The organism is Bradyrhizobium vignae, assembly GCF_900324035.1.
GTDB classification, from domain to species: domain Bacteria; phylum Pseudomonadota; class Alphaproteobacteria; order Rhizobiales; family Xanthobacteraceae; genus Bradyrhizobium; species Bradyrhizobium vignae.
Genome location: NZ_LS398110.1, coordinates 1,413,899 through 1,430,640 on the forward strand (window position 1 = coordinate 1,413,899; position 16,742 = coordinate 1,430,640).

The 16,742-nt window shown below is 65.8% G+C and carries 7 protein-coding genes; 5 read left to right on the plus strand and 2 right to left on the minus strand.

What is annotated here, in order from left to right; translation table 11 throughout:
• Window positions 1-29: 29 nt before the first annotated feature.
• Complete coding sequence (locus tag BRAD3257_RS06810) at window positions 30-6,524, minus strand: non-ribosomal peptide synthetase (RefSeq protein ID WP_122401220.1); 6,495 nt, start codon at window positions 6,522-6,524, stop codon at window positions 30-32.
• Between the two features lie 135 nt (window positions 6,525-6,659).
• Between BRAD3257_RS06810 and BRAD3257_RS06815 the strand changes: the two genes are divergently transcribed.
• The 3 genes from BRAD3257_RS06815 to BRAD3257_RS06825 all read left to right on the plus strand — a co-directional run bounded on the left by BRAD3257_RS06815 (window position 6,660) and on the right by BRAD3257_RS06825 (window position 11,967).
• The gene (locus BRAD3257_RS06815; RefSeq protein WP_122401221.1) at window positions 6,660-10,124 is read left to right on the plus strand and encodes an ATP-binding protein; all 3,465 of its coding nucleotides are present in this window, start codon (window positions 6,660-6,662) and stop codon (window positions 10,122-10,124) included.
• Between the two features lies 1 nt (window position 10,125).
• Window positions 10,126-10,917, plus strand: a complete 792-nt coding sequence (locus BRAD3257_RS06820) for a protein-L-isoaspartate O-methyltransferase family protein (protein ID WP_122401222.1) — start codon at window positions 10,126-10,128, stop codon at window positions 10,915-10,917.
• 99 nt (window positions 10,918-11,016) lie between these two features.
• Window positions 11,017-11,967 (plus strand): DUF6492 family protein, encoded by a 951-nt coding sequence (locus BRAD3257_RS06825; protein WP_162500147.1) that lies wholly within the window; start codon window positions 11,017-11,019, stop codon window positions 11,965-11,967.
• Between the two features lie 104 nt (window positions 11,968-12,071).
• On the opposite strand, the gene BRAD3257_RS06830 is transcribed toward BRAD3257_RS06825, so the two are convergent.
• On the minus strand, window positions 12,072-13,139 hold the full coding sequence (locus tag BRAD3257_RS06830) for an endo-1,4-beta-xylanase (RefSeq protein ID WP_122406409.1): 1,068 nt from the start codon (window positions 13,137-13,139) through the stop codon (window positions 12,072-12,074).
• A gap of 300 nt (window positions 13,140-13,439) precedes the next feature.
• Between BRAD3257_RS06830 and BRAD3257_RS06835 the strand changes: the two genes are divergently transcribed.
• Entirely contained in the window at window positions 13,440-14,876 is a 1,437-nt protein-coding gene (locus BRAD3257_RS06835; protein ID WP_122401224.1) for a lipopolysaccharide biosynthesis protein, read from the plus strand.
• A gap of 266 nt (window positions 14,877-15,142) precedes the next feature.
• Window positions 15,143-16,699, plus strand: coding sequence for a L,D-transpeptidase (locus BRAD3257_RS06840; protein ID WP_122401225.1), 1,557 nt, complete (start codon window positions 15,143-15,145; stop codon window positions 16,697-16,699).
• Window positions 16,700-16,742: the final 43 nt, after the last annotated feature.

Below are 16,742 nucleotides of genomic sequence, written 5' to 3' on the forward strand. Positions count from 1 at the left end.
TGACGCCAAATAATCAAGACGCAACTTGATCATTCGCAGCTTTGGCGCGTGAATCCGTACTCGTCCGGATGTAACGCGCTTAAGGCCGCCCTGCGCGCGAGTAACCGGCCGAGCGGCGCATTGGGTTGGGCGACCGCCGCCGTCAGCAGCGCGACGAGATCCTCCATCCACTCGCCGACCATTCGGCCCTCGAGCAACTCGCGCTTGTAATTGCACGAGCCTGTGATGCCGGTCGGGCGCTCCTTGAGCATCAGCGACAGCCAGGTCTGGTCGATCGGCAGCACCGGCTGGCCCTCGCGCGCGACGTTGCCGATCGATGCTGTCGCGAGATCCGGAAGATCGAGCGGCTGGCGCAGCGGATTCTGCAGCGTGAAATAGACCTGGAGCAGCGAGGCCGGATCGATCCCCTCGCGCTCCAGATGATCGGCCAGGATATTGAACGGCAGCTCCTGCCGCGCATGCGCGTCGAGCACGCTCTGGCGAATCCGCGCCAAGGCCTGCGCGAACGACAGATCCGGCGTGATCGTCGTGCGGACGATCACCGTGTTCTCGAACGGGCCGATGATTCGGTCGGTGTCCGGCTGGGCACGATTGGCCATGGCGGTCGCGACCACGATGTCGGTGCGGCCGGTCCGGGCCAGCAGCAGGGCCTTGAGACCTGTGAGCAGGCACATGAACAGCGTGCAATTGTGCCGGCCGGCGAACGCCGTGAGCCGGCCGATCAGCTCACGCTCGAGGTTGATCGGATGGTGCCCTGTGGATGGGCCCGGCCTTGATTCGCGGTCAAAAAGGAGACCCGCTCCGCGTAAATTCTCCGTCCAGTCGGCAGCCTGGCGGCGTGCGGCGTCGGTGTCGCACCACCAGCGCTGCCAGCGTGCGACGGCCGAAAAGGCCGGCGGGGGGCTCTTTAGCGGCACCGACGGATATCCGGCCAGCGCCGCATAGCGGCTCGACAATTCCTCGAACAGCACGCCGATGGACCAGCCGTCGACAACGGCGTGATGCAGCGTCAGCAGCAGCACGTGATCGTCGTCGTGGAGCCGCAACAAGCGGGCGCGCAACAGCGGCGCACGCGTGATGTCGATCGGGACGTAGGTCTCCCGCTGGATCAGGAGATTGATCTTCCTGAGCTCCAGGGCCTTGCGCCGCTTGTTGTTATGAGGATGACCGTCGCCGATCGTCTCGACCGTCATGATTCGGCCGAGGGTGCGCAGCGCGGCGATGCGGCTTTCGGGCGCCTCGCCGTTCCAGCCGAACGCCGTCCGCAGCGATTCGTGCCGGCGCACGACGTCATCGATCGCCTGCGCCAGGGCGGCCGGATCGAGCGGGCCCTGGAGACGGAAGGCGAAGGGCAGGTTGAACAGGGGTAGCCCCGGCAGATTCCGCTCGATCCGCAGCATCTGGTCCTGCGCGATGGAAAGAACGGGAGGCCCGCTTGCAGCTAATCGCGGCACGCTTGCGGCAGGCTTGTGCGGCTTCGCCGCCACGGCCTCGTCGACCCGCCGAGCCAACTCTTCGATCGTCGGCGCCTCGAAGATGGTCTTGATCGGCAGCGACGCGCCGAGCGCGCGGGCAATGCGCGCCATCGCCTGGCCAGCCAGCAGCGAATGGCCACCGAGGTCGAAGAAATTGTCGGTGACACCGAGGTCTTCGACCTTCAGCAAGTCGATCCAGATGTCGGAGAGCACCTTTTCGGTGAAGCGCCGCGCCGCCACGGGCAAGTCCGGCCCGGACGTTTCCGGCTGAGCGGGCGCCAGCAGCGCGGAGCGGTCGATTTTTCCATGGGCGTTGAGCGGCACCCGATCCAGGAACAGGAAGGCGGACGGGATGGCGTGGGCCGGCAGCCTGCCTTTCAGGAACTCGCGCAGCTCGCTGGCGCTGCTCCGGCTACCGGGCTCGGCGACGATATGGGCGATCAGCCTGATATCGCCGCTCGCCTCCCGGCGCGGCTCGACGATGCCGGCGCGCACGTTTGGATGCTCGGCCAGCGCGTTCTCGATCTCCTTGAGCTCGATACGGTAGCCGCGGACCTTGACCTGATGGTCGGCGCGGCCGAGGCATTCGATCGTCCCGTCGGCGCGGCGGCGGGCAAGATCACCCGTCCGGTAGAGCCGGCCGCCGGCCTGGCGCGCGAACGGATCCGGCAGAAAGCGCTGCCGGCTTTGCGCGGGGTCATTGACGTAGCCGCGGCCGACTCCGGCGCCGCCGATGCAGAGCTCGCCGGTCACGCCGATCGGTTGCGGCTGAAGGCTTGCGTCGAGCACGTAGAGCTGGGTGTTCGGCAGCGGCGCGCCGATCGGAACGTTGGTCGCCGCGATCGCCGGCGCCTTGGTCAGGCGATGCAGGGAGACGTCGTCGGAGCATTCCGATGCACCATAGGCATTGATCAGCGGCACTCTCGGACAGCGCGCGAACCAGGCGCGGCAGAGATCAACGGGCAACGGCTCTCCGGTCGAGATCAGCAGCCGCAACCTTGCGAAGGCGCGCTGCACCTGCACCTCGTCCATGCGATCGAGAATGATGCGCAGCAGCGAAGGCACGATCTCGAGCACCGTGATGCCCTCGCGCTCGATCTCCCGCGCCAGCAGGATCGCGTCCTGCACGATCGCGTTGCCGCAGACATGGACGCGCGCGCCCACCATGGGCCCGGCGAGGAACTGCCAGACCGAGATGACGAAGCTCTGCGGTGCGGTCTGCGCGATCACGTCCCTGGCGGAGAGGCCGAGCTCGGAGATGAGTGAGGCCAGATGGTTCGACAGGCCGTGCTGCTCGACCATGACGCCCTTCGGCGCACCGGAGGAGCCGGACGTATAGACGAGATAGGCGAGGCTGGAGGCGGCGCGCCGCAGCGTGCGCGCCGGCTTGCTTGTCCCTGGTGCGATCACGTCTTCGAGCTCGGCCACCTGGATGCGCTCGACCAGCGGCTCGAGCAGGGTCTCGACCATGGCGGACTGGGCCCGCCGCGTCAGCAGCACGCGGGCGCAGCTCGATCCGAGGATCGTCGTGAGCCTTGCCGGCGGCTGGTCAGGATCGAGATTGAGGAACGCCGCGCCGACGCGCTGCACTGCGATCATTGCGGCCAGCAGGTCGGGCCCGCGCTCCGCGAGCAAGGCGACGACGCTCTCGGCGCCGACCCCCTCGCGGGCGAGCCAGCGTGCGGCCGCCTGGCTGCGGCGCGCGAGTTCGCGATAGCTCACCGACGCGCGGCCGTCCGACACCGCAACGGCGTTCGGTGTCTTCTTCGCCTGGCGGTCGAAGCATTCGCTCAAATTGCCGCGTGTGGTGAAATTGACCGGCATGCCCCGGCCTTTCGCCAGCAGCCGACGGCGTTCGGCCTCGGTCAGGAGCGGCAGGCGCGAGATCCGCTGCTCCGGATTGGCGACGACGGCTTTGAGCAGGGTCTTGAACTGGGCGGCCATGCCTTCGATCGTCGCGGTGTCGAACAGATCGGTGGCGTATTCGAAGAAGCCGGCGAAACGGCCGTCGGCCTCGACCAGCTCGAGCGTGATGTCGAAACGCGCCACCTTCGGGTCCACCTCCAGCCGCCGGGTCGACAGCCCCCGGAAGCGTGCCGCCTCGATCGAGGCGTTCTGGAGGATGAACATGATCCGGAACAGCGGATTGCCGTCGCTCCTCCGTGCGATCTGCAGCGCGCGCAGCACCTCCTCGATCGGGAGGTCCTGGTTGCGGTAGGCGTCCAGCGTGACCTGCCGCACCCGCCGCAATATCTCGCCGAAGCTCGGATCGCCGCTAAAATCGTTGCGCAGGACCAGAGTGTTGGCGAACAGCCCGATCAGGCGCTCGCTCTCGATCTGGTTGCGGTTGGCGATCAGCGAGCCGGTGGCGACATCCTCATGCGAGGTATGGCGGAACAACAGGCACTGGAAGACGGCGAGCAGCGCCATGAACGGCGTGACGCCCTGGTTCTGGCTCAGCGCGCGCAGCTGGCTCGACAGCGTTTTGGAGAATTCGAGATAGTGGCGCGCGCCGTGACCGCTCCAGACCTGCGGCCGTGGTCGGTCCGTCCGTAGCGGTAGCGTGGTGACGCCGTCGAGCTGCGCCCTCCAATACTCGAGCTGCTCCTTCGCCGCCGGCGTCCGCGCCCAGCTCTGCTGCCAGAGCGCGAAGTCGCGATACTGGAAGGCAGGCGCAGATAGTGCGGCGGGGTGCTTCTTGCGCGCCGCTGCGTAATGGATGGCGAGCTCTTCCCAGAACAGCCGCTGTGACCAGCCGTCGGTGACGAGGTGATGGACATTGACCACCAGCGCATGGCTGTTCTTGTCGAACGACAGCAGTGCGAGTTTCAGCGGTGGCTCGCGGGCAAGGTCGAACGGATGTTGCGCGAGCTTGAAGGCCTCGCGCCGAACAATTGCGGGCCGCTTCTCTGCAGGGCAGGGCTTCAGCTTGATGCGCTCGACCCGCGGCGGTGATGACAGCACAAGCTGTACCGGCTCGCCCTGGCGTTCGACGAAGACCGAGCGCAGCGCCTCATGGCGCGAGCAGACCGCAGCGAGGCTCGCAGAAAGCGCGGCGACGTCGACCGCGCCGTCGAGGAGTGCGACTTCGACGACATTGTAATTGTAGCGGGTCGGGTCGAGCCGCGAGAGCAGATACATCCGCTGCTGCTGGAACGACAGCGGCGCATCCGGATCCTCGTCGTGGCGCCAGGCGGGCAGCGCCGTCGCGCGCCGGCTTGCGGCGGTCTCGATCCGGTTCGCAAGCGCCGTGACCGTGGAGCAATCGAAGATGTCCTCGAACGAGAAGTCGACATGGTAGCGTTCGCGCAGGCGCGAGCGCATCTGAGTCACCGCGAGCGAGTCCGCACCGAGCGCGAAGACGTCCTGGTCGACGCCGACCTGCGGCAGCTCCAGGAGGCCGGCCCAGATCTCCGCGAGCTGCGTCTCCAGCGCGTTGCGCGGCAGTCGCGTCTCGCCGGCATCCGCCGTCTCCGCGATCAAGCCGGCTAGCGCATTGCGCTTGACCTTGCCGCTGGCACCTTTCGGCAGTGCCGGCACGCTGCGGATCAGGCTGGGTATCTTGTAGGCGGCAAGCCGTTTTCGTGCGAACTGGCGCAACTGGTCGGAGGTTGCCTCGGAATTCGGCCGCAACACCACGACGGCGGCGACGTTCTCGCCGAGCTTTTCGTGTGGAACGGCGAACACCCCGGCCTCCAGCACCGCGGGATGGCTGAGCAGGACCTCTTCCACCTCCAGCGGCGAGATCTTCTGACCGCCGCGGTTGATGACGTCCTTGATGCGGCCGACGATGAAGAGATAGCCATCGGCATCGAGATAACCGAGATCGCCGGTCCGGAACCAGCCGTTGCGGAACGCCGCCTGCGTCGCCGCATCGTCATTGTAGTAGCCGCGGCTCATGTTCGGACCGCGCAGCATGATCTCGCCGTGCGCGCCGCTCGCGAGCGTGCGGCCCCTCTCGTCCATGATCGCGATCTCCGGGCCGGCGGCGCGGCCGACCGATCCGACCTTGCGCAGCTCGAACGGGTTGGCCGCGATCTGCGAGGCAGCTTCCGTCATTCCGTAGGTCTCGAGTACGGGAACGCCGAACGTCGCCTCCAGCCCTTGGAGAATCGGAGGCGCGAGGGAGGCCGAGGCCGAGCGGATCACGCGCAGCGACGACGGTCGGGCGCGGTCCGGGTTCGCTTCCGCCGCGGTCAAGAGGGCGCGGTGAATGGTCGGCACCGCCGTGTACCAGGTCGGCTGCAGCTCCCGCATCCAGCCAAAGAAGGAGGATGCGTCGAAACCGTCGGTGCAGATCACGCTGGAGCCCGCGGCCAGCGCCGTGAGGAGACCGGAAATCAGGCCATGGGCATGAAACAAAGGGAGGACGTTGAGCAGGCGATCATGCGACGTGAGCGACAGCACATGGCCGGCATTGTAAGCGGACAGGCAGACATTGCGATGGGTCAGCGGCACCATCTTCGGCCGCGCCGCCGTGCCCGACGTCAACAGGATGAACGCATCGTCGTCGCCGCGCGCGGCACCGCTGGCATTCGCCGGCCCGATCGTCGGCGCGATGAACGCGCAGCCACCGAGATCGTCGATCGGCCCCGCCACGAAATCGATCACGGCGATATCGAGCGCCCTGGCGACGTCGCGGCTCGCAGAGTTCATGTCGGCCCGGGTCACGAGCGCCGTCAATTTCAATTCGCTGAAATAGCGCTGCAGCTCGTCCGCGGTCAGGTCGGGATTGACCGGGACGCAGGCGCAGGTCGAGGCGACCGCGATCAACGCCAGTGCACTGTCGGCGCCGCGCGGCAGTGCAACCGCGATGCGGCCTGCGGGGCCGATGCCGAGCTCACGCAAGCTACGGACCAGTTGCCGGACTGATCCGTCCAGCGCGCCATAGCTGAGGACCGGCCGGCCGGGGGCGAGGAGTGCGGGCGCCGCCGGTGTCTTGCGGGCGTAAAATTCGAGAAGGCCGCTGATATGCGCGAATATCTGCGTTTCGGCCGTCGTACCGGCTGATCCTTCTTCCGCTCCGGATGCAATGTCCGACAACGCCATTCCCTTTTGATCCGATTAGGCTATTCTTCCAACAAGCTAGGGAACGCGTCCAGTCCGAGGTGAAGTTTGGGTCCAAAATCTGTGGTTGAGGGACCCTGAAGCCCTTCGACGGAGTGATGGTCGGGCAGAATCACCATGCTGGAGAATGAGCCGGACACGGGATCGGAAAGCGGGCTGAAGCGCTGGCTCGAGGGTATCGGCCTCGGGCACTACACCGATCTTTTCGCGCAGCACCGTCTCGATCTCGACGTCATGCGGGACCTGACCGAATCCGATCTGGTCGAGCTTGGATTGCCGCTCGGCGATCGCAAGCGGCTCCAGCGGGCGATGGCGGCGCTGTTTCATGCGGAAACGGCGAAGGCGCCAACCGCGGCGGTCCGTCCGCAAACACGCGCGGAGGTCGGTGCCGAACGCCGCCAGCTCACCACCATGTTCTGCGACATGGTGGATTCCACCTCGCTTTCCGCGCAGTTCGATCCGGAAGACGTCCGCGACATGATCGCGGGCTTTCGCGAAACCTGCGTCCGTGTGGTCAAACATTACGAGGGCTTTGCGGCCCGTTTCGTCGGCGACGGTATCCTGGTCTATTTCGGCTATCCGACCGCACATGAGGACGATGCTGAGCGTGCGGTGCGCGCCGGGCTCGAGATCGTGCGGGCGCTGTCGACGGCTCGCGCGGTCGAGCCGCGGGGCGCGCTCAGCCATTCACCCGCTGTCCGCATCGGGATTGCGACCGGCCTCGTCGTGGTCGGCGACCTCGTCGGGCAGGGCACCGAGGAGCGCGACTCCGCGGTCGGCGAAACCGTCAATCTCGCGGCGCGGCTGCAAGCACTGGCGCCGCCCAATGGCGTCGTGATCTCCGCCTCGACGCAGTCGCTGCTGAAGGGGAAATTCGACTACCGCAATCTCGGTATCCATGCGCTCAAGGGCATCTCGGAGAAGGCGCAGGCCTGGCACGTGGTGCGCGCCACGCGGGTGGAGACCCGCTTCGCCGCCGCGATGGGCGCGCGGCTGACGCCGCTCGTCAACCGCGAGGAGGAGATTGCGCTGTTGATGGGCCGCTGGCAGCAGGCCAAGGACGGCGACGGCCAGGTCGTCGTCAAGTTCGGCGAGCCCGGCATCGGCAAGTCGCGCATCATCCAGGAAATCTTCGAGCGGATATCAGGCGACCGGCATGCGCAGGTCTCGTTCCAGTGCTCGCCCTACTACACCTCGACCGCATTCTATCCGTTCGTCGAGCAGCTCAAATTCTCCCTCGGCCTCGACCGCGAGGACGCTTCCGCGCTGTCGCTGGCGAGCCTGGAGAACGCGATCGCCGCCGCGCATGGCGACATCGAGCAGGTCGCGCCGCTGTTTGCCGCGCTGCTGTCTATACCGACCGGAGACCGGTATCCACCGCTCGACCTATCGCCGCAGCAGCAGAAGGATGCGACCGTCGCGGCGCTGGTGAACCATTTCCTCGGTCTCGCGCGCGAGATGCCGCTGGTGATCGCGTTCGAGGATCTGCACTGGATCGACCCGACCTCCCGCGAGGTGATCGACCTCCTGGTCGATCGGGTGCAGAACCGGGCGATCCTGGTCATCATCACCGCGCGCTCGGAATTCCAGCCGAGCTGGAATGCGCATTCGCACATCACCACCCTGGTCCTGAATCGCCTCAGCCGGCAGCTCCGCACGACGCTGGTCGAGCGTGTTGCGGGACGCGAACTGCCCAAGGAGGTCGTCGAGGAGATCATCGTCAAGACCGACGGCGTCCCGCTCTTCCTGGAAGAGCTGACCAAGACGGTTCTCGAATCCAACCTCCTGACCGAGCGGCACGGGCGCTATGTGTTGTCGGGACAGTGGCGGCAGCTCGCAATTCCGGCGACCCTGACTGATTCGCTGATGGCGCGGCTCGACCGGATGGGACCGTTCAAGCGGATCGCGCAGATCGGCGCCACGATCGGCCGCGAATTTTCCTATGAAACCCTGCACGCCGTCGCCAATACGCCGGCCGAGCAGATCGAGGCGGCGCTCAATCATCTGGAGGAGGCGGGACTGATCATGCGCCGCGGCCATCCGCCGGACGCGATCTACTCCTTCAAGCACGTGATGATCCAGAACGCCGCGCATGCGAGCCTGCTGCACAGCGAGCGGCGCAAGCTGCATTCCCGCATCGCCCAGGTGCTCGCCGAGATGTATCCGGAGAAGACCGAACGCGAACCGGAGCTGCTCGCCTATCACCTGACCGAATCCGGCCAGAGCGAGGGCGCCGCCAGCTTTTGGCTCAAGGCCGGCAAACAGGCGGCCAAGAGTGGCGCCAATCTGGAGGCGATCGGCCATCTGCGCCGCGGCCTCAGCGTCGTTCAGGCCAACGCGCGCATGCAGGGCGCGGACGAGATGGAGCTCGAGCTGCGGATCGCGCTCGGCAACGCGCTGATTGCCGCCAAAGGCTATGCGGTGCAGGAAGTCGAGGAAAACTACATCCGTGCGCTCGAGTTGGGTCGGCAGCTCGAGGACGACGAAAAGGCCTTTGCTGCGACCCGCGGGCTCTGGGTGTGCCATTTCATCCGTGCCGATCTCACGCGCGCGCACGATCTCAGCGTCGAGCTGATGAAGTTCGCCAAGCGCGCGCGGCTGAACGAGCGAGCGCAGCCGGCACAGCAGACCGGCTATTTGATCGAGGCTCACCGCGCGATCGCGATGACCATGCTCTATCGCGGCCGCTTCGCCGCCTCGCAGCATCATCTGCATCGCTGCATCAATCTCTACAGCCCCGATCTGCATTCCGATCTGATCGAGCGGCACGGCACCGATCCCGGCGTCGTTTCGCTGTCCTATCTCGGCTACCTCCTGTGGTTCCTCGGCCGGCCCGACGCGGCGCGCCAGCACAGCGAGCAGGCGATCGCGAATGCGGAGAAGATCCGTCACCCCTTCACCCTCGCCTTCGCACTCGTATTCGGCGCGTATCTTTGCCAGCATTTGCGCGACGTCGAGGGCACGCGCGACCATGCCAACCGCGCCATGATCATTGCTACCGAGCACAATTTCCTGCACTGGAAGCAGCAGGCGGCGATCCTGCGCGGCTGGGCGCTGACGCAGCTTGGCGAGGCCGACGAAGGTCTCAGCCAGATGCGCTTCGGCCTCGACGAATACGAGGCGATGGATTCCTGGCTCGCCGGATGCTGGTTCCGCTGTCTGCTGGCGGAGGCCTATGCCAAGATCGGGATGCGCGATGCCGCCTTGCGCGCGCTCGATGGTGCGCTCGCGACGGCGAAACGGACCGGCGATCACTCCTACCTTGCCGAGGTCTATCGCCTGCAAGGCGAGATCACGCTGTCGGCTCACGACCCGGCCTCGGTACAGGAGGCCGAGGACCTGTTCGGCCTGTCGTTGGAGATCGCACGCAAGCAGGGTGCGCTGTCCTGGGAGCTTCGCACCGCCGTCAGTCTCGCGCGCCTGTCGCATGAAGCCGGCAAACGCGAGCACGCAAGTCTCCTGCTGGTGCCGATCGTGAACAAGTTCAGCGAGGGCTTTTACACCCCGGACCTGAAGAAGGCGATGCAGCTCGTCAACGAGCTCGGGGCGGGCGCGCCCATTCGCGAGCAGGCCGATCTGTGACATGAGCGATCTTGTCGCCGAGCGTGCCCGCTATGTGGAGTTGATTGCCAGGCGCGAGCGGATTTCCTCAAAGCGCCTGCTCGACGCGCTTGCCGCCGTTCCGCGAGAGGAGTTTCTGCCGAGGGGACCCTGGCGCATCAAGAGCGAGGCGGCGCGCAGCTATCGGCTGACGCCCAACGCAGATCCCGTTCATCTCTACGACAACGTACTGGTCGCGATCGACGCGCGCCGCAGGCTCGACACCGGCCTGCCGAGCCTGTGGGCGCATTTCATCGACATGCTCGACATCAGGGAGAAGGACCGTGTCGTGCAGATCGGCTGCGGACTGGGTTATTTCTCGGCCGTGCTGTCGATGATGGTCGGTCCAAAGGGCAGCGTACATGCGATCGAATGCGACGAGCGTCTCGCGGTGCGAGCGGCGAACTGCTTGCGCGGCTATGGTAACGTCAGGGTCGTCAACGGCGACGGATGCAAGGACGTCGGCAAGCCGGCCGACGTGATCATCGTGCATGCCGGCTTCCCGCACCCGCACCCACTCTGGCTTGAGGCGCTCCGTCCGCGCGGCCGCCTCCTGGTGCCGCTGACCCAGCGCGACCGCGAAGGTGCCGCCCTCAAGATCACGCGGAGGGCTAACGGCTTCGAGGCAGAGGCGATCCAGCAGATCCGGATCTTTCCCGGTCACGGCCGCGGTGTGAGCGCGCTCGACGACCGCGTCGCCGACTGGTGGCAGCGGGCCTCAGCCCTGGCACCGCTGCGCTTTCGCAGTCTCGCGCAGGGGCTGCCGTCGGATTAGTTAATGCTTCATTTCATTTTACCTTGATTCCGTTTGTGAGTTTCCAGCGGCTCCCGCCGTCGCTATGAGTGCGGTCTGATCGCCATTCGAGCGCGTTCCATGCATTCCGTTGCACTGCTGACTGCCAGCTACGCCAAGGATATCGAACGTTTTTCGCTGCTCAGCGAGAGCATCGACACTTGGCTGACGGGATACACGCGGCATTATGTTCTCGTCAACGATGAGGACGTGCCGCTGTTCGCGCGGTTCGCCTCCGACAAGCGGGTCATCGTCCCGGCCTCGCGCTATCTGCCGAAATGGCTGTTCGCGCTGCCGCCGGCGCTCCAGTTCATGAGCAAGCGCCGCGTCTGGCTGTCGCTGCTGTCGTCACCGGTGCACGGCTGGCACATCCAGCAGATCCTGAAGATCGCCGGCGTCCTCAATGCGCCGGAGCAGCGCGTCTGCATCCTGGATTCGGATAATCTGTTCTTCCGCGAATTCGACGTCGGCCAGTATGCCGGCGCCGAGCAGACGCCGCTGTTCGTCACGCGCGAGGCGATCGGCGCCGATCACCCGTTGCATGGCCTCTGGCTTCGCACCGTCGATCAGCTTCTCGGTATCAAGCAGCGCTCGTTCCCGGCGGACGATTATGTCGGCAACGCGCTGGTCTGGGACAAGGACACGGCCCGTGCGATGACCGACGCGATCAAGTCGGCGACGGGCTTGAGCTGGGCTCTGGCGCTGTGCCGGAAGAAAAAGTTCTCCGAATATCTGCTTTACGGCAACTTCGTCGCGACCTCGCCGGAACATCTGGCGAGACATCGGATCACCGAAGACAGCCTCGCAGTCTCGCACTGGGACGATACGCCCCTCGACCGCCCGGCCATCGAAGCGATGATGCGCACGGCCTCGCCCGAGCAGGTCGCGCTATGCATCCAGTCCTATTCGTCGACCTCGATCGACGACATCCGCGACGTGTTCCGTCTCTCCTCGCGCGATCGCCGAAGCCCGAGCCTGTCGCCCGAAGACATGGGAGACGCGGCCGCGTTCGAAGTGCCCAAGACGCGCTAAAGCATGATCCGGAAAAGTGCGAAGCGGTTTTCCGGAAAAATCATGCGTAAACAACAAGCTAAAGCGCGATGACGATTCATCCAAATCTCATCGCGCTTTAGTCTTCAAACGTCTTTGGTGAACTTGCTGATGACGTCCATGAACGGCTTCGGCTTGAACTCGCCGTCGAGCGGCAGCGGGCGGTTCGGCTGCTTGTCCGCGCGGGCGAAGGTGCCGTTGATCCAGCTGTAACGGTCCGAGAGGCCCCAGGTCAGGATCGAGCGCACCGGGCCGCTCGCGGAGACGGCGGTGAGCAGGTCGTCGACGCGCTTGGCCACGACGGCGTCGCGCTCCGCAGGACTTCCCGTCAGCTTCTGGTCGTCGACGTCGAGCTCGGTGATGAGCACATCGAGGCCCCAAGAGCGCAGCTCGGTGACGAATTCGGCGAGCCCGTGCGTGTCGATCTCGAGCTCGGCGTGCAGATGCGATTGCAGCCCAACCGCGTGGAGCGGAACGCCCTGATCGAGCAGGTCCATGATGAGGTTGCGATAAGCCGCCCGCTTGGCGACGAACGAGTCTTTCGCCGACTCGATGTCATATTCATTGATCGCGAGCTTGACGAAGGGGTCGGCCGCGGCCGCCGTACGGAACGCCAGGGGAATCCAGCGGCCGCCGAGATGCTGCGTCCAGAACGTGTCGCGCCTGTCTTTCGGGCTGCGGGGGTTATCCGGGATCGGCTCGTTGACGACGTCCCACGACGTCAGCTTGTCCTTGTAGTAGGAGACGACGGTACCGATGTGGTCGAGATAGGCCCGCTCGACGCCCTTGGTGTCCTTGATCCGCTTGGTCCAGTCCGGAATGTCGTGATACCAGGCCAGCGCGTGGCCGCGCATCGTCAGATCGTTGTCTCGCGCGAAATCCAGGATCGCGTCGGCGCGCTCGAAGGCGAACGTGTGGGCGTCCGGCCGCAGCATCGGCCATTTCAGCTCGAGCACCGGCACCACCTGCGTGCAATAGGTGCTGATGGCGTCACCGAGCCGCGGGTCGGCTTGCAGGTCCCAGAGCGTCGCCGCGGCGCCGAAGCCGGGACGGCGCTGGGCGCGTTTGGACGCCGGCACCGCGGACGCCGATGCGCCCGCCGCGAGGGCTGCGGCGCCGCCGAGGAGAAATTCGCGTCTGTCGAGCCTGGTCACCGCAGTCCTCATCGATCCAAGACGGCATCGTACCAAGCGGCGCCTTGCGACGCCTGGGTTTTGGCTCGTTGGGTTAACCTTGCAGTCGCAAGTCATGTTTCTTTCGATCGCCAAACCTTTCCGCTCGAGGAAGGGCAAATTTAACGCTAACGCGCGAAAGCGGCGTCAAAGCCGCATTCGCCGCCCGATCTGGAGACTTATGTGACACTCTTGCGCCATGCTGCGGCGCAGTTCGTTCGCCAAGGCCCCATCGATTAACAGCCGTCATAATCGCAAGACCGCTGCCGGTCCCGTGCTCGCATGCTGAACCGCCATTTCTCGATTTATCTCGTGGCCTACATCCTGCCGGCGGCCGTGGGCTTTTTCGCGGTCACGGCCTATACGCGGCTCGTGAGCCCGGCTGAGTACGGCGTCTATGTCGTCGGTATCAGCCTTGCGGGCATTCTGGGCGCGATCTTCTTCGCCTGGATCAAGCTGTCGGTGTCGCGCTATCAGGCGATGTCGGCGGAGGTCGATTTTCGCGGCACGGCGATGGTCGCCTTCGTCCTCACGGTCGCGGTGCTCTGTGCCACCACACCGCTGGTCTTGCTGTTTCGCAGCGACATCAGTGTCGAGCTGCTGCTCGCCAGCATGTTCGTCGCGATCATGGCCAATGCGGTCGATGTCGGCCAGGAGTTCGAGCGCGCCAAATTGCGTCCCTACCGCTTCGCGGCGATCGCGATCGTGCGCAGCGTCTCCAGCGTCGGCTTCGGCCTCGTCGGCATCTGGCTCGGCTGGGGCGGATTGGGGCTGCTCGCGGCGTTCGGTCTGGGGTCGCTCGCCGGCATCATCCTGAACCTCGCAGGCGACCGCAGCAGGATCGCGCGCTTCCAGCGCAGCCAGTTCATGCAGCTGGCCCGCTACGGTCTGCCGCTGACGTTGGCAGGATTGTCCGTTGCCGTCTATTCGGCCTGCGACCGGCTCATCGTCGCCTATTTGCTCGGCAAGGACGCTGCCGGCATCTTCGGCGTTGCCGCCGATCTGCCGCGCCAGTTCATGGTGATGATCGCATCCAGCGTCGCCGCGGCGACCGTGCCGCTGGTGTTCCGGTCATTGTCCGAGAATAGCAGCGAGACGACGCGGGAGCGGCTGACCGAAAGTCTCGAACTCCTGCTGGCCGTCGTGGCACCCGTCGCGATATGGCTCGCGCTTGCGGCGGACCAGGTCGCCGGCACGCTCGTCGGCATCGACTTCCGCGCCGGCGTCTCGGCGCTGCTGCCGACCCTGGTGCTTGCGCGGCTTTTCGGCATCGCCAATCAGTTCTACGTGCAGATCAGCTTCCAGCTTGCCGAGCGCCCCTTCATGCTGGCGGCGCAATCCTTTCTCACGCTGGTGGTCAGCGTGATCCTGATGTTCGCGCTGATCGCTCCTTACGGCCTTTACGGCGCGGCGCTGGCGACGCTGGCGACCGAGGCGATCGGCTTCCTCGTTGCCGTCGTCCTGATGCATCGGGCCCACCCGGTCCCGTTCGAGCTCAATCGCCTCGCCGGCATTGCCCTCTCCGCAGCGGTGATGGCGGCCGCGATTCTGGTTGCGCGCTCGCAAACTGGCGGCACCGGCCTCGTGTCGCTGATCATCGTGAGCCTTGCCGGCGGCTTTGCTTATGCGGTTGCGGTCTGGCTGCTGAACGTTGCGAACGTGCGAACGTTGTCGCTGCGATTTCTCCGCACGTTCAACCGCAAGGCGCTGGGCGTTTAGTTGCGCGCCGGTGGGCGTCGCCGTCACGACGCACCCCCCGCCAGCTAACCGGACATTCTGCCGCAGCGATCGGGGCCAGCTTCACGCCAGCTTCGACCGGAGGCCGCCTTCCGCCTGTGGCAGCCGTCGTATATGAGTGATTTGTCGCGGGAACATGCCGAATCTCGCCACAGACGGAACGTAAGGCGGCTGCGACTTCTTAATGCAATGATTCCAATCTGGCACGTGATCGGCACAGGCGGACTGGCATTTCGACCGAGGATGGCATGAAAAACCGACCGACGAGGGCGCAATCCACCGTGGCGATGCGGAGTTGGAGGCCTTCCGGACTCGTGGCGCTGGCCGCGGTCGTCGCATTGACGGCGGCGGCCCCGGCGACCGCCGCCAAGCAGCCGCGCCAGGTGACCGAGGCGGTGGCGCCGCGTGTGGCCGGCGAGCCGATCATGGCGATCGTGTCGATCAAGAGCCAGCAGGTCACTTTCTATGATGCCGACGGCTGGATCCTGCGCGCGCCGGTGTCGACCGGCACCACGGGCCGCGAGACGCCGGCCGGCGTGTTCGCCATCATCGAGAAGGACAAGGACCACCGCTCGACCATGTATGACGATGCCTGGATGCCGAACATGCAGCGCATCACCTGGAACGGAATCGCGCTGCATGGCGGGCCGCTGCCCGGTTATGCCGCTTCGCACGGCTGCGTGCGCATGCCGTTCGGCTTTGCCGAGAACCTGTTCGACAAGACCTATATCGGAATGCGGGTGATCATCTCGCCGTATGACACGGTCCCGACCGACTTCTCTCACCCCTCGCTGTTCGTGCCGAAGCCGGAGGCGATCGCGGCGGCGCCCAGCCGGGCCGACAAGCTCTCCGCCGAGGCCGACGAGGCCACAAGGGTGGCCGACGAGGCCAAGAAGGCTGCTTCCGCTGCCGCGAAGGAAGCTGCCTCGCTCCCTGCCGCGCTGCGCAAGCTGGAACAGCAGAAGGCCCGCGCAGATGCCGAGCTCGCCTTCGCCGACAAGACGCTCGTGAACGCCAAAACCGATCAGGCACGCGCCAAGGCCGAGGAGTTGAAGCAAAAGGCGGTGGCCAAGGCTGCCGACGCGGCGACGCAGCTCGACGCCGCCAGGGCCGCCGCGCAGCCGAAGCGCGATGCAGCGGCCGCCACCAAGGAAGCCGCGAAGGCGGCCGCGGCCAGGAAGGCCGACGCCGTCAAGGCGGCGACCGATGCAAAGCTCGCGGGTGAGCCGGTCTCGGTTTACATCAGCCGTGCGACGCAGAAGCTCTACGTGCGGCGGAACACGCACAAGCCAGCGCCCGACGGCGGCGGCGAGGTGTTCGACACCAGCATCGAGGTTCCCGTCACGATCCGCAATCCCGACCAGCCGCTCGGCACGCACATCTTCACGGCGATGGCGAAGACCGATTCGGGCCTGCGCTGGAGCGTGGTCACGATCGACAACGGCGACGACGCCCGCAATGCGCTCGACCGCATCACCATCCCGCAGGACGTGTGGGATCGCATCGGGCCGACCGCATTGCCGCGCTCCTCGATCATCATCTCCGATGAGCCGCTGAGCAGCGAGACCAATTACCGGACAGAGTTCGTCGCAGTGCTGAGCAACGAGCCGCAGGGCGGCTTCATCACGCGCAAGCCGACCGCGCCTGCCATGATCGCCAGCGATGACGGCTGGGACAACGGCGGCAACGGCTTCGGCTTCTTCTTCCAGCAGCGTGATCCCTACGTCCAGCCGGTCAATCCGCGCCCGCGCAGCCAGTACCAGTATTATCAGCCGGCGCAGCCGATGCAGCGGGGCTTTTGGTAAAGGAAGTGCTGCGTCGGCCGGCTCCGAAAGCGTCTACGTCACC